Origin of the sequence: Streptomyces sp. ActVer (genome assembly GCF_027270795.1) — a bacterium.
Lineage (GTDB): Bacteria > Actinomycetota > Actinomycetes > Streptomycetales > Streptomycetaceae > Streptomyces > Streptomyces umbrinus_A.
In genome coordinates, this window is the sequence record NZ_JAPWHT010000228.1 from 1 (window position 1) to 16,364 (window position 16,364).

The 16,364-nt window shown below is 68.9% G+C and carries 16 protein-coding genes and 7 pseudogenes; 10 read left to right on the plus strand and 13 right to left on the minus strand.

From position 1 onward, the window contains the following. Positions 1–208, plus strand: a pseudogene (locus O3Q52_RS30965) (ABC transporter ATP-binding protein); the annotation flags it as partial. 138 nt (positions 209–346) lie between these two features. Here the strand turns inward: O3Q52_RS30965 and O3Q52_RS30970 are convergent. Further along, positions 347–497, minus strand: a pseudogene (locus O3Q52_RS30970) (IS5/IS1182 family transposase); the annotation flags it as partial. A 95-nt stretch (positions 498–592) separates the two neighbouring features. Here O3Q52_RS30970 and O3Q52_RS30975 point away from each other — a divergent pair. Beyond that, positions 593–808 (plus strand): annotated as a pseudogene (locus O3Q52_RS30975) (IS5/IS1182 family transposase); the annotation flags it as partial. 139 nt (positions 809–947) lie between these two features. Here the strand turns inward: O3Q52_RS30975 and O3Q52_RS30980 are convergent. The 3 genes from O3Q52_RS30980 to O3Q52_RS30990 are packed head-to-tail and all read right to left on the minus strand — an operon-like array spanning position 948 to position 4,108. Then, the gene (locus O3Q52_RS30980) at positions 948–2,189 is read right to left on the minus strand and encodes a sugar ABC transporter permease (RefSeq protein ID WP_269652003.1); all 1,242 of its coding nucleotides are present in this window, start codon (positions 2,187–2,189) and stop codon (positions 948–950) included. Continuing rightward, a complete protein-coding gene (locus O3Q52_RS30985) occupies positions 2,180–2,959 on the minus strand; it encodes an ATP-binding cassette domain-containing protein (protein WP_269652004.1) in 780 nt (259 codons plus the stop codon). Before O3Q52_RS30985 ends, O3Q52_RS30980 begins: the two co-directional genes overlap by 10 nt. A gap of 30 nt (positions 2,960–2,989) precedes the next feature. Further along, entirely contained in the window at positions 2,990–4,108 is a 1,119-nt protein-coding gene (locus O3Q52_RS30990) for a sugar ABC transporter substrate-binding protein (RefSeq protein ID WP_269652005.1), read from the minus strand. Between the two features lie 189 nt (positions 4,109–4,297). Here O3Q52_RS30990 and O3Q52_RS30995 point away from each other — a divergent pair, with 189 nt between their 5' ends. Together O3Q52_RS30995 and O3Q52_RS31000 are read left to right on the plus strand one after the other, a co-directional pair. Further along, a complete protein-coding gene (locus tag O3Q52_RS30995) occupies positions 4,298–4,537 on the plus strand; it encodes a hypothetical protein (RefSeq protein WP_189844351.1) in 240 nt (79 codons plus the stop codon). Further along, positions 4,537–4,914, plus strand: coding sequence for a fic family toxin-antitoxin system, toxin component (locus O3Q52_RS31000; RefSeq protein WP_269652006.1), 378 nt, complete (start codon positions 4,537–4,539; stop codon positions 4,912–4,914). The genes O3Q52_RS30995 and O3Q52_RS31000 overlap by 1 nt, the downstream gene beginning before the upstream one ends. A 110-nt stretch (positions 4,915–5,024) precedes the next feature. Here the strand turns inward: O3Q52_RS31000 and O3Q52_RS31005 are convergent, their stop codons facing one another. Next, positions 5,025–5,360 carry a hypothetical protein gene (locus O3Q52_RS31005; RefSeq protein WP_269652007.1) on the minus strand — a complete coding sequence of 112 codons (336 nt, stop codon included), beginning with the start codon at positions 5,358–5,360 and terminating at the stop codon, positions 5,025–5,027. Positions 5,361–5,493: 133 nt separating this feature from the next. Between O3Q52_RS31005 and O3Q52_RS31010 the strand changes: the two are divergent. Further along, a pseudogene (locus O3Q52_RS31010) lies at positions 5,494–5,670 on the plus strand (ISL3 family transposase); the annotation flags it as partial. 88 nt (positions 5,671–5,758) lie between these two features. Here the strand turns inward: O3Q52_RS31010 and O3Q52_RS31015 are convergent. Continuing rightward, positions 5,759–6,172: pseudogene (locus tag O3Q52_RS31015) on the minus strand (DUF4158 domain-containing protein); the annotation flags it as partial. 387 nt (positions 6,173–6,559) lie between these two features. Next, positions 6,560–7,231 (minus strand): TetR/AcrR family transcriptional regulator, encoded by a 672-nt coding sequence (locus O3Q52_RS31020; protein WP_269652009.1) that lies wholly within the window; start codon positions 7,229–7,231, stop codon positions 6,560–6,562. Positions 7,232–7,353: 122 nt separating this feature from the next. Here O3Q52_RS31020 and O3Q52_RS31025 point away from each other — a divergent pair, with 122 nt between their 5' ends. Beyond that, positions 7,354–8,487 carry an NAD(P)/FAD-dependent oxidoreductase gene (locus O3Q52_RS31025; RefSeq protein ID WP_269652010.1) on the plus strand — a complete coding sequence of 378 codons (1,134 nt, stop codon included), beginning with the start codon at positions 7,354–7,356 and terminating at the stop codon, positions 8,485–8,487. 80 nt (positions 8,488–8,567) lie between these two features. Here O3Q52_RS31025 and O3Q52_RS31030 read toward each other — a convergent pair. Further along, positions 8,568–8,822, minus strand: a pseudogene (locus O3Q52_RS31030) (Tn3 family transposase); the annotation flags it as partial. 12 nt (positions 8,823–8,834) lie between these two features. Here O3Q52_RS31030 and O3Q52_RS31035 point away from each other — a divergent pair. Then, complete coding sequence (locus O3Q52_RS31035) at positions 8,835–9,122, plus strand: hypothetical protein (RefSeq protein WP_269652012.1); 288 nt, start codon at positions 8,835–8,837, stop codon at positions 9,120–9,122. Here the strand turns inward: O3Q52_RS31035 and O3Q52_RS31040 are convergent. Then, a complete protein-coding gene (locus O3Q52_RS31040; protein ID WP_269652013.1) occupies positions 9,112–10,311 on the minus strand; it encodes an FAD-dependent monooxygenase in 1,200 nt (399 codons plus the stop codon). The genes O3Q52_RS31035 and O3Q52_RS31040 overlap by 11 nt on opposite strands. 100 nt (positions 10,312–10,411) lie before the next feature. Between O3Q52_RS31040 and O3Q52_RS31045 the strand changes: the two genes are divergently transcribed. Beyond that, positions 10,412–11,128, plus strand: a complete 717-nt coding sequence (locus tag O3Q52_RS31045) for a TetR/AcrR family transcriptional regulator (RefSeq protein ID WP_269652014.1) — start codon at positions 10,412–10,414, stop codon at positions 11,126–11,128. A 72-nt stretch (positions 11,129–11,200) separates the two neighbouring features. Here the strand turns inward: O3Q52_RS31045 and O3Q52_RS31050 are convergent, their stop codons facing one another. The 3 genes from O3Q52_RS31050 to O3Q52_RS31060 all read right to left on the minus strand — a co-directional run bounded on the left by O3Q52_RS31050 (position 11,201) and on the right by O3Q52_RS31060 (position 14,727). Continuing rightward, entirely contained in the window at positions 11,201–11,389 is a 189-nt protein-coding gene (locus O3Q52_RS31050; RefSeq protein ID WP_269652015.1) for a hypothetical protein, read from the minus strand. A gap of 568 nt (positions 11,390–11,957) precedes the next feature. Next, the gene (locus tag O3Q52_RS31055) at positions 11,958–13,961 is read right to left on the minus strand and encodes an ATP-binding protein (protein ID WP_269652016.1); all 2,004 of its coding nucleotides are present in this window, start codon (positions 13,959–13,961) and stop codon (positions 11,958–11,960) included. A gap of 262 nt (positions 13,962–14,223) precedes the next feature. Further along, entirely contained in the window at positions 14,224–14,727 is a 504-nt protein-coding gene (locus O3Q52_RS31060; protein WP_269652017.1) for a MarR family winged helix-turn-helix transcriptional regulator, read from the minus strand. A gap of 285 nt (positions 14,728–15,012) precedes the next feature. On the opposite strand from O3Q52_RS31060, the gene O3Q52_RS31065 reads away from it, so the two are divergent. Then, positions 15,013–15,480, plus strand: coding sequence for a cupin domain-containing protein (locus O3Q52_RS31065; RefSeq protein WP_269652018.1), 468 nt, complete (start codon positions 15,013–15,015; stop codon positions 15,478–15,480). 49 nt (positions 15,481–15,529) lie between these two features. Continuing rightward, complete coding sequence (locus O3Q52_RS31070; RefSeq protein ID WP_269652019.1) at positions 15,530–16,105, plus strand: NAD(P)H-dependent oxidoreductase; 576 nt, start codon at positions 15,530–15,532, stop codon at positions 16,103–16,105. A gap of 127 nt (positions 16,106–16,232) precedes the next feature. Here O3Q52_RS31070 and O3Q52_RS31075 read toward each other — a convergent pair. Then, positions 16,233–16,364, minus strand: a pseudogene (locus tag O3Q52_RS31075) (RNA-guided endonuclease TnpB family protein); the annotation flags it as partial.

Below are 16,364 nucleotides of genomic sequence, written 5' to 3' on the forward strand. Positions count from 1 at the left end.
CACCTCCACAGAGACCCTGCGCGGGCCGGGCATCACGGGCGCGGAGGAGTACACGGTCCTGGACCGCGCGGGCCGCCTCCAACTGCCCCGGGACTACGTGGAGCGCTACGGCCTGAGCGGCCGCGTCCGCCTGACCGGGGAACCGGACCATGTGGGGGTGTGGCCCGACCGCACCGAACAGCCGCCCGCCCCCGATCCTTCGACGTGACCGACGGGCCGTCCGGCACGCCCCAGCCGGCCGAGGCGCTGTCGGACACGCGAGGCAGCTCAAACGGCAGGACGGAGTGCCGTCTCGGGCCTGATCCGCACTTCGTCGAAGTCGGGCAGCGAGCTTCTTCCGACCCCACGTCGAAGCGCGGTGAAGGACGAGGACGGTCTTCACGATGTCGGTGATCCTGTTGGGGCTGCAACTTGTTGCTGCAGCGGAGATTGCGGAGCAGACGCCAGCCCTTCAGGACGGCCATGGCCTGCTTGCCGCCGCAGCGGGTCTTGGCGTGGGGTGGTGTTGTGGCGCCACTTCCATTGCTCGAGCGGCCCAGGGCGGGCAGCAGGTCCCGGGCGGCCTACGACCTTGGCCTTACACCGCTGGTCGATCATCCCGCACTGCCGCGAGCGCGGCCAGGCCGAACTCCCGGCGTGGAAGAAGGAACACAATGCTTCGCACCGTAAGGTCCGCGCCCGAGGCGAGCACGTCTTCGCCCGCATGAAGAGCTGGAAGGTCCGCCGCGGCTGCCGCCTGAAAGGCGGCGGCGTCCACCACGCCATGCTCGGCATCGCCCGCCTGCACAACCTCACTCTCACCGTCTGACGAAGAGAGGAGCAGGTCATCCAGCGCGCCAAAGATCATTTACGGGCCAGCCTTTAAGCTGGGGAATCTCACCTTGGGAACTGCTGACTGGGGTTGCACTGCACGGCGTTGTCGGGCGGGGCGGCGGCGGGGCCATTCCTCAGTCCCGCCCGCGTGACTCCGTGGCGCGCCGCGCCAACGCGTCGAAGACCACCGCGGTGAGCAGCACCCCACCGGTGATCATGAACTGGACCGCGGGCTCGACTCCGAGCAGCGCCATGCCCGAGGCGATCGACTGGATGATGAGCACTCCCAGCAGGGCGGACCAGGTCGAGCCGCGTCCGCCGAAGAGACTGGTGCCTCCGATGACGGCGGCGGCGATGGCGTTGATGAGCAGCATGCCGGAGCCTGGGACCTGGGTTGCCGAGGTGAGGCGCGACGCGACGAACAGGCCGCCGACTGCGGCCAGGGTCCCCGACACCAGGAACACCGCGATTCGCACGCGTGCCACGTAGACGCCGGCGCGCCGGGCCGCTTCCGCACCGCCGCCCAGCGCGAGGACCTGTCGGCCGTAGGTCGTGCGGCGCAGGAAGAGGTCCGAGACGACGATGACTCCGAGGAAGATCAGGAGCGCCAGCGGCAGGCCCTCGAAGCGGCCCAGGACGTAGACGGTGGCGAACGCGACGACCGCGAGCAGAGCCGTACGCGCCCAGATCTCGCGCACCCGCCGGTAGGGCATACCGACGGCGCTGCGGCGCCTGCGGTCGTGGTAGGAGAGGAGGAGGTACGCGAGCGTACCGAGCGCCGCCAGGCCGTAGGTGACCATGGCGGCGCTGAAGTAGCGGCTGGTCAGCATGGCGACCAGCCCGTCGTCGCTGAAATTGATGGAGCTCTCCGGTCCGAGCAGGTACAGCATCAGGCCGTTCCAGGCCAGCAGGCCAGCGAGGGTGACGACGAACGCGGGTACGCCGATCTTGGCGAAGAAGAATCCGTGGACGGCCCCGGCGGCCGCACCGCAGGTGACCGCGATGATCACGGCGAGCCATTCGGGCATTCCAAGGTTCACGTTCAGCGACGCGAACAGGGCGCCCGCCAGTCCGGCGAGCGAGCCCACCGACAGGTCGATCTCTCCGATCAGCAGCACGAAGACGATGCCGACGGCGATCATGCCGGTCCCGACGATGTCCACGCTGAGGACGGACAGGTTGCGCGAGGAGAGGAAGTTGTCGTTGAGGCCCTGGAAGACCGTCCAGGTCACGGCGAGAGCGAGCAGGGCCGGGGCCGGGCCGAGTTCGGCTTCGTGCAGTCTGCGGCGTACCACGTCGGCGTTCGCCCTGAGGCGGTCGGCAGCGGGCGCGGCATCGGCGCCGCGCGCCCGCGTCCTCCTCCACCTCACGGCCACGCCTCCTCGGCGTGGGTCGTGCGGTGGGCGACGGCATTGTCCGTCGCGCCGGTGATCGAGGAGATGATCTGTTCCTGGGAGGTGGTGGTCACGTCGAAGAGGCCGTTGTTGCGGCCGAGGCGCAGGACGGCGATGCGGTCCGCGACGGCCTTGATGTCACCCATGTTGTGGCTGATGAGGAGCACCCCGGAGCCCCGGTCGCGCACCTGCTCGATGAGGTCGAGGAGCTGATTGGTCTGTTCGATGCCCAGGGAGGCGGTGGGTTCGTCGAGCAGGAGCAGTTTGGGCGCGCTGAGAAACGAGCGGGTGATTGCGACGACCTGCCGCTGGCCGCCGGACAGCGTGGCGAGCGGCGCACGTACGTCGGGGATGCGGATGGACAGGGTCTGCAGCAGCTCGCGGGTGCGGCGCTCCATCTCCACCTCGTTGAGGATGCCGAGCCGGTGGATTTCCCGGCCGAGGTAGAGATTGCCGACGACGTCGAGGTTGCCGCACATTGCGAGGTCCTGGTAGACGGTCGAGATCCCGAGGATCTGGGCGTCCTGGGGGCGCTTGATCTGGACGGCATTGCCCTGCCACTCGATGACGCCCTTGTCGGCGGGACCGACCCCCGAGATCACCTTGACGAGGGTGGACTTTCCGGCGGCGTTGTCGCCCACCAGGGCGACCACCTCCCCGGCTCTGATCTCGAGCTCGACGTCCACCAGCGCCTGGACGGCAGCGAAGCGCTTGGAGACGCCGCGCAACGCCAGCAGGGGCTGTGCCGGCACGTGGCCACCTCCTTCCGCCTTCGCGGAAGCTCATGGAGTGAGTCCGGCCTTGTCGCAGGCGGACCGGAGCTTCGCAGTACAGATCTGGTCGATTGTGTACATACCATCCTTTACCAGAGTGTCCTTGATGTTGCCGACCGTCACTGAGATCGATGGGAGCAGGACCGCAGGGATGTCCTTGGTGGTGACGCTGTCGACAGTCCCGGTGGCGATGGAACTGACCTTCTCGCCACGCCCCAGGGCGACGGCCATCTCGACGGCGGCGTCGGCCGCCGGCTTGAAGGGCTTGTAGACGGTCATGTACTGGTCGCCCCTGACGATGCGCCGCACGGCCGGAAGGTCGGCGTCCTGGCCGGTGATCGGGGGCAGCGGTCTGACCTCCGTGGCGTTGAAGGCGGAGACCACGGCGCCGGCGAGGCTGTCATTGGCGGCCAGAACGCCGTCGATGTTGCCCGCGCCCAGGGCGGCGATGGCGCCGGTCATGTTGACGTAGGCGTTCTCGGGCCGCCATCCGACGGTGTCGTAGGACTTGCCGATCTTCACCTTGTCCTTGAGGACGGAGAGTGCTCCCTGCTTGTACCAGTCGGCATTGGGGTCGGTCGTGGCGCCGTTCATCATGACGATCTGGCCGCCGTCCGCCTTCGTGCCCATGGCCTTCAGGAGCCCCTCGCCCTGAAGCCTGCCGACCGTCGCGCCGTCGAAGGTGACGTAACCGGAGATCGGGCCTTGTGCGAGCCGGTCATAGGCGACGACCGGGATACCCGCTCGGTGCGCGGCCCCGACCGTCGAGCGCAGCCCCTTGGCGTCGACGACGGCGATGATCAAGACATCCACACCCCTGGTGATCATGGCCTCGAGCTGCTGCCGCTGGACCGCCGGCTCAGGCGTGGCAGCGACGGTCGCCGCCGGGCAGTCAGGGCACAACCGCTTCAGTTTCTGCTCGATCAGCGGCCTGTCGAACTGCCCGAAGCGCGAGGCCCCGCCGCCCGGAAGCAGCACGCCGACGGTGAGGCTGTCGCCGCCGCCCTCGCCGCTCCCGCCCCCGCCGCAGGCTCCGGTCAGGGCCAGACCGGCGGCAACCGAGATCGCCACGGACGCACGGGTGAGGGACCTGCGCTTCACGACCGGAAGGCTGACACCGAGACGCATTTTCGGTTCCTTAGGAAATTTTGCCCCATTATCTCCAGTATTGGGAGCTTGGTGCCAAGCGTAGTCAAGGCATCGGTGGCCGAGACCGTGGATGGCGTCGACGTACACGTGAACGCTTTCTCAAGCACGTCGACAAGTGGCGGCGTGCGGAGCCGGTCGCCCTCTGGTACCAGCTGTTACCATCTGGGTATGGCGAAGTCACAGAAGGGCTGGCGCGTCGACGACGAGATCGCGGAGCTGGCTACGGCGCGGGCCAAGGACCGCGGCATGAGCGTCGGCGACTACATCGCTGCTCTCGTGCGGGAAGACGTCGGCGGGCTGCGGCAACGAGGCGTGGATGCGGCGCGGCGCTTCCTCGACGAGCACCAGGCGGTCTTCGACGACGTCGAAGACGCCGACCGTCGTTCCTCGGGGGCTCACGCCGCCTGATGGACCTGTACATCGATGTCCCCTGGATCCTGCAGGTTGCGGAAGTCGCGGGTGCAGCGGACCCCGCCCCCGACGACTACGGGGTGCCCGTGGCTGCGGTCGCCTGTCACCGGGCCGAACTGCTGGAAACGCCTGTGTACGACGGCCCCTACGCCCGCGCCGCCGCGCTGGTGCACATCCTCGGGCGCTGCCGCTGGCTGGAGCGCTCCAACATGGCCGTGGCCGCCGCGACGGGCGTGATGTACCTGGAGGCCTCCGGGATCCCCGTCAAACCCACGCGCGAGAACGCCGTCGCCCTCCGCGACCTGCTGCGTGATCCCACCTGCACTGCCGCCAGGATCGCCGCCCTGCTGCGCACCTGGCCCCAGGCCACCTGATCTGACCTGCCTCACCGGTGCGACGGACTGGGGAGCGCGAGAAGCGGCCCCGGCGCGGTCCATGTCCGGCCTCGGGGGAACAGCGATACAGACGTTGGCGCCGAGAACGATCATGGCCCGAGCGGTACGAGGGTGCTGACCCGGTTCTCGTACTCGCGGCGGGCCTTGAGCTGGGCCGGGACCGCGGGGGAGCCCTGGACGCCGTCGAGCGGCTGGCAGCGGGCGAGGAACTGGCGGTGTACGGCGAGGCCGGCGTGGGTCTGCACCATGAACTTCACGGTGGACAGCAGTTCTCCGGTGCGCGGGTGGCGTGCGGTGAGGTCCGTCGCGGAGAACGCGCCGTCGTGGATGTGCAGCCGGTCGGGCCCCGGCCGCCATCGGCCCGAACCGTCACACGCTGGATCCTCACCCACCCCGACGCCCTGAACGAGTACGGCCGACTTCATCTCAAGGCCGTCCTGGCCAACTGCCCTGAACTGGCAGCACTCGCCGAGTATGTGCGCTCCTCGCCCACCTGCAAGGCGACCAGCTACACAAATGGATCGCAGCGGCCACCGCGACCTACGCCTGCCCAGTCTCCGCCGGTTCGCCCAGCACCTCGAACGCGACCTCGACGCCGTCATCGCCGGCCTCTCACTGCCCTGGAACTCCGGCGTCGTCAAAGGCCACGTCAACCGGATCAAGATGCTCAAGCGCCAGATGTTCGGGCGCGCGGGATTCGAACTCCTCCGTAAGCGCGTCCTGCTCTATGCATAGACCACAGGTCAGGCGTCGTCCTCAACCGAGCGCGCCGAGCTGGTCCTCCATGCTGTCGGGGTACGCCTGGTGGATGGTGCCGCGCTTGCGTCCGCGCCCGCCCGTGCAGGAACGTACGGAACCGCCGAGACCCCTCCGAGTCCTCGTACTCGTGGTACTCGTAGGCGTCCCGGATCTCCCACGCGTGCTCGTAGGCCGTCTTCGGTTGCTCGGTGTACCGCTTCACCACCGACGGGTCCTCGATGCCGAGCTGCGCGGCCAAGTGCTCGACCACCGACCACGGGGCGTCGAGTGGATCGTCCGGGAGGAACCGGCCGATGTGGCGCACGGTGCACATCTGGAGCGCGAAGCCCAGTTGGTGATGCGTGGAGCGCCGCAACGCAATCAGATCGCGGTCGACGTCGTCCAGGGAGAAGAACCGCTCCAGCTCGGGGCGGGTCGGCTCCTCGGCGGACTTCCCGTACGCCTCAGCCTGCTCATCGGTCAGAAACTCCACGGGCACGAGCGGACCGTAGCCAGCGCCGGTACCCGCCCGGCGATCTTTCCGCGAACCCCAGCGGAGTCTCCGGCCGGTGTGCAATCCGACCATGATCGTTCTCAGCGCCAACCGCTGTACCGATGTTCCCCGAGGCCGGTGACCTTCGCTGTTCGACAACGATCCATCCGCGGCCACGAGGAGCCAGGCAACACGATGGAAGGCCTCCTGGACAGCGCCCTGATCGCAGCAGCCCAGGTCAGCGCCCCGCCGAGCGGCTCGGCTCAAGATAACCGATCGTTTGCCGACAGGACCGAGCGCCCACCGGGGCGGCAACGCCATCCGCGGGGCAGCGGCGGGCTGGTCCTCGTTGTGCTTGTCCGAGCGCTGCGAGGAACGGCGATCGCTGCGGTCTTAGCGCAGGACTGAGATACCGGCGAGGAAGATGTCGACCCCGACGAGGAACTGCTCGCGGTCGTCGTGCTCGCCCAGCCGAGTCGCCGCCGCGTGCACGAACGGGTACCGCCCGGGGTCGATCTGCGCCCATTGCGTGGCGGCGTCCTCCAGGAAGGTCTCCCGGTCCGTGTCGCTGCCCGCGAGTAGCCGTGCGTTCGCGGCGTTCTGTGCGGCGACGCCGAGGACATAGTTCACCAGCGTGCCGGCCGCGTCGAAGCGCGCTTCTTCCGGGACGCCGAGGGCGTCCACGAGGCGGCCGATGCTCTCGTAGAAGTCCAGCAGCGCGGGCCGCCAGGGTTGGCGGGAGAGTTCTGCCCCGACCCAGGGGTGGGCGTCGATCGCATCGAACAGGCCCAGGGCAAGGCGATGCAGAGCGGTGCGCGCGTCCGCATCGGCGACCACGCCGGACAGCACGCCGGCGATGACGTCGTCAGTGGCCGTCGCGAGCAGATCGTTCTTGTCCGCGACGTGGTGATAGATCGCCCCGTAGCCGGTGCCCAGGCGCACGGTCAGTGCGCGCAGCGTCAGTGCTTTCTCGCCGCCGCTGTCCAGGATCTCGATCGCGGTCTGAATGATCAGCCCCCTCGACAGGGCGTCCTTCCGTCGTGGGGCCCTCGCAGATCCAGTCACGGCTCTCTTCGTCACGGTCCCATCATTGCATGAATGGAGCGGCGATCCAACATTGTGCTAGCGTGATTGGAGTGACGATCCAATAAGCGTCCAAGTGCCCCGGAAGGGGATGAGGAGGAACCATGACGACACCGGTCACGATCATCGGAGCAGGTCTGGGCGGCCTGACGCTGGCCCGCGTTCTGCACGTCCACGGCATCCCGGCAACGGTCTACGAGGCGGAGCCCGCGCCGGACACCCGCCGCCAGGGCGGACTGCTCGACATCCACCCACACAACGGACAGGCGGCACTGAAGGCCGCGGGCCTGTTCGAGGACTTTCGAAAGTTGATCCTGCCGGGCCGCGAGGCGTGCCGGGTCATGGACCAGGCCGGGAACGTGCTGCTCGACCTGCCCGACGACGGAACGGGCGAACGCCCCGAGGTACCGCGTGGCGAACTGCGGCAGCTACTGCTCGAATCCCTGCCCGACGGCACCGTCCGCTGGGACCACAAGGTCACCGCGGTACGGACACTCGACGACGGCCGCCACCAGGTCGACTTCGCCGACGGCGCCACGGTCGTCGCCGGCCTCCTCGTCGGCGCCGACGGCGCGTGGTCGCGGGTACGGCCGCTGCTCTCCGAGGCCACTCCGGAGTACTTCGGCGTCTGCAGCGTGGAGACGTTCCTCTTCGACGCAGGAACCCGTCATCCCGCCTCCGCGGAAGCGGTCGGGGCCGGATCACTGTTCGCGCTCGCACCGGGCAGGGGACTGCTGGCCCACCGGGAAGGCGCCGGGACCCTGCACACCTACGCACAGTTGAAGAAGCCCCAGGACTGGTTCACCGGCCTCAATGCCACCGATGCCGCAGCCCTCACCGCGCAGGTCGCGGAGGAGTTCGACCGATGGGCTCCCGAACTCACCGCCCTGATCACGGAAAGCGACACCCCGCCGACCCTGCGCCCCATCTTCTCCCTGCCGGCCGGGCACCGCTGGGACCGCATACCGGGGGTGACCCTGCTCGGCGATGCCGCCCACCTTCGGGCGCCGAACGGCGAAGGCGCCAACCTGGCCATGCAGGATGGCGCGGAACTCGGCCAGGCCCTCGCCGCACACCCCGGCGATGCGGAAGCCGCCCTCGCCGCGCACGAACAAGCCATGCTCACCCGCGCCGCCGCCGTGGAAGCAGACGACGATGGCTTCTACGCGATCATGATCGACGACCATGCACCCCACAGCCTGCTCGCCCTGATGGCCGGCGCCGAACAGGACGCGTGACCCCCGCCTCCGCGCGCAGAGACTGGCGGCCCGACGCATTTCCCCGCGCGGTGACCTGCGGCCCGGGTCGCAAGCATTGGCTAGTCCTTGCGGCCGTCGTCGTCCTCGTCCAGCTCCGGCCCGTCCGGATCACGCAGCGGGCGCAGGACGCCGGCGGCTGGGGTGGAGGCGGTGAAGCTGTAGCGACAGAGCAGGTTCAGGTTGCGGTGCTTGAGCGGGGACAGGCGGGCGATGTCCTCGTCGCGGAGCTGTTCGACGGCGGCGTCGATGTACTTCGTCGTCCGGAGCAGGATTGCGTCGAGGACTAGGCCGAGCGCGCCGAGTTGGTCCTCCATCGCCGTCTTCACGTGGTGGCCGGAGGCTGGTGCGGGCGGGACATCTCACGGCCCTGCCCGAAGACCGCGGCTGATGGCTGCTACTTCTGCCAGGACTTCCAGAGCGATCGGCAGTTCCTGCCGGTTCAACTCGAGGAGAACGAACGGCTGCGCAACGAACTCGCCGTGGCCCTCGGCCAGCTCCGAGAGCTCTGCCGCGGCATCCCCCAAGAGGCGCGTAATCCCTGCGCACAACCACGCATCTATGTGAGCCCGTTGGCGTGGACGCCCTCACTGAAGACCGTATCGGTCACCAACTGACGCGGCTGGAGTCGGCGGGATAGTCGGGCAGAGCCACGGTGCTGCTGACTTTCTCACCCAGCTTGAGCATTCCATTCAGGAACAGGGGGCGGGACAACAGGGTGTTGCGGAGGCGTATGCCGGTGGCGGTGCCGGGGGCGAGGAACTTCCCGGTACGTCCGCCGCCCGCCTGGCAGCCCCTGGCGTACTTCCGGAGCCTGCTCTCGTACCGGGGGAAGGCCATCCCGTACTCGCCCCGGGCTCGCGCGAGTTCGCCGGCCAGCACGTAAGCGGCAACCATCGCGGTTCCCGTGCCCATACCGCCGATGGTGGCCCCGCATGCGGCATCGCCGACGAGGCACACTCGCCCCGTGGACCAGGTGTCCACGTCCGCCCGGCTGATCGAATCGAAGTACAGGTCTGGCACCTGCTGAAGAGAGGCGAGCAGGCGGGGCACCTCCCAGCCGAGACCGGAGAAGGCGTCGGCGATCAACTTCTTCTGCTGATCCGGGTCATGTCGGTCATACGACAGCTCAGGCGCGGAGAAGACGAAGAATGCCCCTGCCCGTGCCGAGTTCCAGTGGTCGGCACCGATGGAGGCGAACCGTCCCGGCACGTTGTAGCCGACCGAGCCCTTGTCGAGCCCCGGGTAGTTGTCGTTGGGCAACTGCCATGTGGCGGCGTAGTAGCCGAGGTGGCTGACGTAGTTCTCCTCCGGCCCGAAAGCGAGGCGGCGGACGTTGGAGTGCAGACCGTCCGCTCCGATCACGAGATCGAAGTCGCGTGAGACACCGCTTTGGAAGCCGACCCGCACGCCGGACAAAGTCTCGTCAAGGCTGATGATCGAGTCGCCGAAGATGTACTCGGTGTAGGGGGCGCTGCGCTCGTACAGCACCCGGGCCAGGTCTCCGCGGAGGACCTCTATCTCGCCGCCGGCGAACTCGGCGGGCAGTTGCAGCAGCGTTCGGCCGCCTTCGTCGACGAAGCGCACCGGGCTGCCGCCGGTCTTGATGCGGTGCAGTTCAGGAAGCAGGCCCATGCGTTCCAGCACGGTCAGGTGTGTCTCACCGCGAAAGTCGACGGCCTGACCGCCCTCGCGCAGGGCCGGGGCCAGTTCGACGACGGTGGGGGTGAAGCCGTGGCGGCCCAGCCAGTAGGCCAGCGCCGGACCGGCGATACTCGCGCCGGAGATGAGGACATTCCTGTTCACGGGCTCCTCTTTCGAAAACTGTGTCCACCGGACACTAATAATTACTGTGTACCATAGACACAGTTGGATTGGTTCGACAAGGCAGGACAGGGAGGGGAGCGTGGGCGACGAGCACGCCGAGACGGTGCGACTGCTGTGGGGGCCGCACCCCAAGCCCGCGCGAGGCCCCAGGCCGACACTCGACCTGGACCGCATCGCGCGGGCCGGCATCGAGATCGCCGACTCGGGCGGGTTGTCCGATGTCTCCATGCAGCGGGTCGCCGCGCGACTTGGCGTCACCAAGATGGCGCTGTACAGGTACGTGCCGGGCAAAGCTGAGTTGGTCGCGCTGATGGTCGACGCTGCGATCGGCCCCTACCCGACAGCAGAGAAGGCGTGTGGCGGCTGGCGGGAGCAGCTGGAGGACTGGGCCCGCCACTTGATCGCCGTCTTTCTGCAACACTCCTGGGCGCTGGAGGCCACCATCGGGCCGCGGGTCGTGGGCCCCGGGGAGTTGTCCTGGCTGGAGCGTGCCGTCTCCGCACTGGACGGTACGGGGCTGAGCGGTGCCGAGCGGATGGACGCGGCCGTCCTACTGGTCGGCCACGTACGAGGGATCACTCAGCAAGCCCGCGCGGCTGGCCCCGCGGGCAACCCCGAGGCCCAGCTAGGTGCCATCCTTGGTGACCTGATGCAGGCGCACGGCGAGCGATTCCCCGCGCTTGCTTCGGCCCTCACCTCGGCAGCCCAATCCGACGGGCAGGATCAGGCATGGGAGTTCGGCCTGCAGCGCATCTTGGACGGCCTGGCCGCACTCATCGACCAGCGCGCTCGATGACCGCGGCTCGAATCGCGCCGTTTCGCCGCTGGGCAGCTGCTCTACTTCGCCTTCGACGAACTGCCGACCGCCTCAGGCAGTCTGGCCGAAGCCGACGGCGGCCAAGTCCTGCTCGCGTAGCGGGGTGAGGTCGACGTCCAGCTTCGGGTCGTGCGCCTCGGGCTGGATGCCGAGCTCGTGCGTGCTGTACTCGCCGAACCGGTTGATGTGTTCCGCCAAGTACGGTGCGAAATGAGCCAGTTCCTCAAGGTCGATCGTCAAGCGTGGTCTCAGCCCAGCGCACCCCCGTAGATCGGCGGCGCACCCTTCCGCCGCACGGTGACAGCATCCGGACATCCTTCAAAATCTTCGTGCCTGCCATTGTCAGCAAAGCAAACTCGCAGCTCAACGCAGCGGAGGGGCGCAAAAGGTCCAGATATCAGCTGGCTCATCAGCCAGAAACTCCACCGGCGCGAGCGAACCGCAGCCAGCACGGTTACCCGCCTGGCGATCCTTCCGTGAACCCCAGCGGAGTCTCCAGCCGGTGTGTTACCCGATCATGATCGTTCTCGGCGCCAACCGCTGTACCGATGTTCCCCGAGGCCGATGTCATGGAAGAACCGCTGTAGTGGTCTTGGTCGACGGAATGCCCGGCGTGCAATGCGGCCGCGAGTTGGAGGAGTTCCGGAGCGCCCTGGGCGCGGGCCCAGGCTGCGGTCTCCAGAGCGCGCAGCCGTGTTCTTGGCCCGCGACATGGCTGGGGAGCTCGGGCCGTATGCCGACACCGGGTTGCCGTGGTCGTGTGCCGGTGACCGCCGAGGCCGTCTTGCCCAGCGGTTCCGCAGAGACCTCACTCCTCCGTCAAAGAGTGTGGTGGGGGCGGTGTGGATGTCGTGGCTGGTTGGCGCAGCAGTTGTTCGATGAGGCGTGCCCTGGCCAGGGCGAGGTGACGCCGGTAGGTGCCGTAGGGCACCCCCAGCCGTCGGGCGGCGGCCTTGTGGGTGCGGGAGGCCGCGATGTAGGTGGCGGTGAGAGCCTCGTGTGCCTTGACGCCCGTGGGGTCGGTCTGTAGCGCGTCGAGGGCGGTGATGATGGCGCCGCGCAGGTCCGCGACCGGGTCGGGTGAGCGCGGCGGCACGAGATGGGAGTTGAGCAGGACGCTGGTGGCGAATTCGCGGGGGGTGTGCCAGGTGCGCAGCGCCTCGAGCATTCCTTCCTCAAAGGCGGCGCGCGGTAACCGGTCGCCCGGGCCGCTCTCGGAGGCGGTTGCGGGCCATGTTGCCAAGGGAGTGACCGCTGCGCGAGCCCGGTGCTGCACCCACTGTTCCACCGTTTGCCGTCGCCAGTCCCGGCCGAAGACGTGCTGTTGCCTCCCGTCGACGTCCACGGCCGCGACCTCCGGCATCCCGGCCGCGGCGAGGTAGCGCCCCCACCGGTCGGCGTCTTCGAAGACGGTGAAGGTCACCGCGCGTCCGCGGATCCTCATCTCCTCGCCGATGGTGCGTCGGCTGGTGAGCTCCATCAGGGGAGAGGGCCGCTGGTGCCCGCCGGGTTGCACCGCGAAGCGGCGGATGCCCAGGTGCTCGCCCGGCCTCAGGGGAGCGGCCGCCTCCACAAGGTCCCAGACTGCTGCGATCACCGGGTCCTCGGCGCGGTCCTCGGGCAGTGGCGCGTCCAGCCGCAGAATGGCCATGAACGACGCGGGTGCGGAGGAGCCCGCATAGCGATGGACTCGGAAGGCCTCCGGCTGGCGGCGCACCCAGTGCGCGACCGCTGCCGCTGATGCCGGGCCCTCCGCTTCCTCGGCCATGCGCAGCACGTCCGGCACGTCTTCGGGCCGGAGCGGAGTGTCTTCGATATGCGGGTGTGTCCGGTAGTTGTATAGATCTTCCGGTCCGCCCTGGTTGCGGAAGAGGAACATCCACTCCGCGACCCGCAGCAGCGCGTCCTCCTCGGTGACGCCGCGCACGGTCTGGAGGCCCGCGAGCGATATGCGGGCGCGGACGTCGTCGTAACGCTCGGGGTCCCGCCAGCGCAGGTCGGCCTCAAGAGTCGCCCGCACCGCGTCGTGCGGGTGCAGCCCTTCGGGAGTGGCCTCGATGTAGGGCAGTTGGCGCAGCCAGGAGAACACCGTATCGGTGTCCTCGTCACCCAGCACTGCGCGGAGCAGGGGCTCGCGGGTGACGTAGGCCTGCGCCACCACCTCGAGGGCGCGCCGGTGGACGGCGCTGGGCAGGTCGCCCACCAGCCGCTCGACCAGGGTCGTCAGGACGTCGCCGGTCGGCTTCCACGGTGCGCCGGGCTCGGCCGGGGAGACGGAGGCGGCCAGCGAGAGGGCGAGCGGGCTGCCTCCCGCGAAGGCGACGAAGGCACCGCGCTGCTCGGCGGGGACACCCCGGGCAGCGAGCAGGGCGTGGGACTGGGCGGCGTCGAGCGGCCGCACGGCCAGTGCGGTGAACAGCTGCGCCCACCCAGGGTCCAGCGACCATTCGGCGTCGGGGGCGACCCTGCTGGCTACAACCACGATCGCATGGTCGGCGAGCCGCAGCAGGAGGGTCTCGCGCAGCCACGCCTCGAGTGGCTGGCTCTGCTCGAAAGTGTCGATGAGCAGCACCGCACCGGGTTCGGCACAGGCCGGGGCCGCGAGTTCCTCGAGCCGGCGCGGATCAGCGTCGAGGAACCGGCCGTCCACGTGCACCACGCGGCGGCCGGTGAGCTCGGCCTGCCGAGCGGCGTAGCGCACCAACGAGGACTTGCCGATGCCGCCGGGACCGTGCATGTACGCCACGAGCGGAGCGTCCGCCGCGCCCGACAGCATCCGGTCGAGCACCGTCCGCTCCGGCTCCCTGCCCACCAGCGCACCGGCTCGAGCCTGCGCCAGCCGACCCGCCAGGCCCGCCGCTCCCAATCCAGGTGCCTCTCTGTTTTCCGTCGTGTCTTCAGCGCCGCGTTCTTCACCGGCGACGGCCCGCGGTCGGCCCGCCATCTCGCCGAGCACATCATGAGCCGGGTCGAGGAGTCCGCGAACCTCGACCGGGGGATCGATCCTGGCGCCCGGCTGATCACGCGCGTCCTGATGCGCTGCGGTCTCCGGGGCTCCGACGCCTGTCGAGTCCTTATGCTCCACCTTTGCGGTGGCGGGGCGCGGCCGAGCGAGGCGGCGTCGAGCGCATGTGGTCGCGCACCGGCGCCAGCAGGCCGGCGAGAGCCTTGGCGTCGTCGCGCGAAAGCGGCTCGAACAGGAGGCCGCTGACCACCTCGACGTGACCCGGCAGCACCTTCGCAAGCAGCTCGCGCCCGGCATCGGTGATGGTGACGGTGATGCTCCGCTCGTCGTCCGGTGAGGGGGCGCGGACGACCAGGCCCTCCTTTTCGAGCAGGCCTACCTGGTAGGTCAGGCCACTGCGGCTGTAGACGACGCCGTCGGCCAGGTCGGTCATGCGGTGGCTGCCCGTCGGCGAGTCTCCGAGGCGGGCCAGCAGTTGGAACTGCACATAGCTGAGATCACCGGTCTCGCGCAGCTGCTGCTCGACCGCATGCCGGAGCAGGCTGGCCACCTCGACGAGGTCAAAGTAGGCGCCGAGCTGCACGGGATCGAGCGACGGCGGTGAATCAGACATGACCGGAGTCTACTGCTTCGAATTCGAAGAGTGTGGCGTGCCGCCGGTCCAGCCACCACAGGCGGAGCCGGAACCGACCGCCACCGCGAATTCCGGTGCCGTCCCTTACGGGTGGTTGGGGCGGACGCGGGTCCCATGGGTCCGATGTCGTGACCTCGTGAGCGCACGGTGTGGGCAGTGTTGGGCCCGACTGAGCACCGCAGAACATGGAGATCGGACAGTGGCGCGGCGCAGGGTTGCGGAAAGGAGGACGGCGCCGCCGCCCACGGATCCCGAGGACCGGCCATGAGCATCCCCTATCTCGCACAGCGTGAGGACCAGCAGCAACTCGAGTGGATCGGCGGGAGTGTCTTCAGCGTCCTGCTCGACGCCGAGGCGACCGGTGGGCAGTTGACCGTCGGCCGCTTCGACGTCAGCAAGGGCGAGGCGCCGCCGTTCCACGTGCACAACAACGAGGACGAGGTCTTCCTGCTCCTGTCCGGTTCGGCGCTGGTTTGGGCCGGCGACGAGCAGCACGAGTTGCGGGAGGGCGGCATCGTCTTCCTGCCCCGGCGCATTCCGCACGGCTACCGCATCACCTCCGAGAAGGCAGACCTACTGCTCATCTCGACTCCCGGAGGGCTGGAGAAGATGTTCCGGCACGCGGGCCGTGACCTTCGTGAGCCACGACCGGAGGGCTTCGAGATCCCCGCGCAGCTGCTCGCCGAAGCCGCGGAACTCTCCGGCAACGTCATCCTCGGCCCTCCCCGGTGACGGCGCCACAGCCAGGCCGCCGGGAAGAAGCCATGAACGCGATGCCGGGATGAGCACAGCCGCGTGGAGTCCGGTGTCCTTGGCCGTCGTGAGCGCCGGCCTCGGCCATCCGCGTCCGACTCGCCTGCTCGCGGACTGGGTGGCGGAGGCTGTGTGCCGGTCACTGGCGGCCGGCGGTGCGCGCGCCGAGGTGGAGGTGCTGGAGCTGCACCGGCTGACGGCCGACCTCGCCCGGCACTCCGCCCGGGGCCGCGCCAGTCTCGACCTGCGGGAGGCGATCGCGGCGGTCGTGGCGGCCGACGGGCTCGTGGTGGCGACCCCGGTGCTCACCGCATCCCCGAGTGAGGTGTTCGACTCGTTCTTCGGCGTCCTCGGGGACGGGGTGCTCTCCGGTATGCCGGTGCTGCTCGCGCTCGACAGCGGCTCCCGCCGGCAGCCACCCGACCTCGCGCAGGTGATGCGCAGGCGCCTGACCGACGTGCACGCCGACCCCGTGCCCACGGTCGTCGTCGCGTGCCCCGCCGACTGGCGGGCCACGGCTCACAGCGACGCCCCGCGGCTGCGCGCCTGCATCGACCAGGCCGCCGCCGAACTCGCCGCGGCGATGCGCTCGTACCGGCAGTAGCCGACAGCGCTTGCTTCGAATTCGAAGCAGAGGTACTGTTATCAACAGTTGCTTCGAATTCGAAGTAATGTGGATCGCAGTGAAGGTGAGAACCGAATTGACGCTCTCCCCCGTGAAGGGGGGATTCTTACGGCTCGCGCCGTGAGGCTTCCTGTTTCATCGCCGACTGCCCGCCCGGAGTGCTCCGTTGAGGTCTTACACCAGCTCCACAGGCTGCAACCGCCCGTCCGGCGGCCAGAAGGTTCTTCGCTGCGTTCAC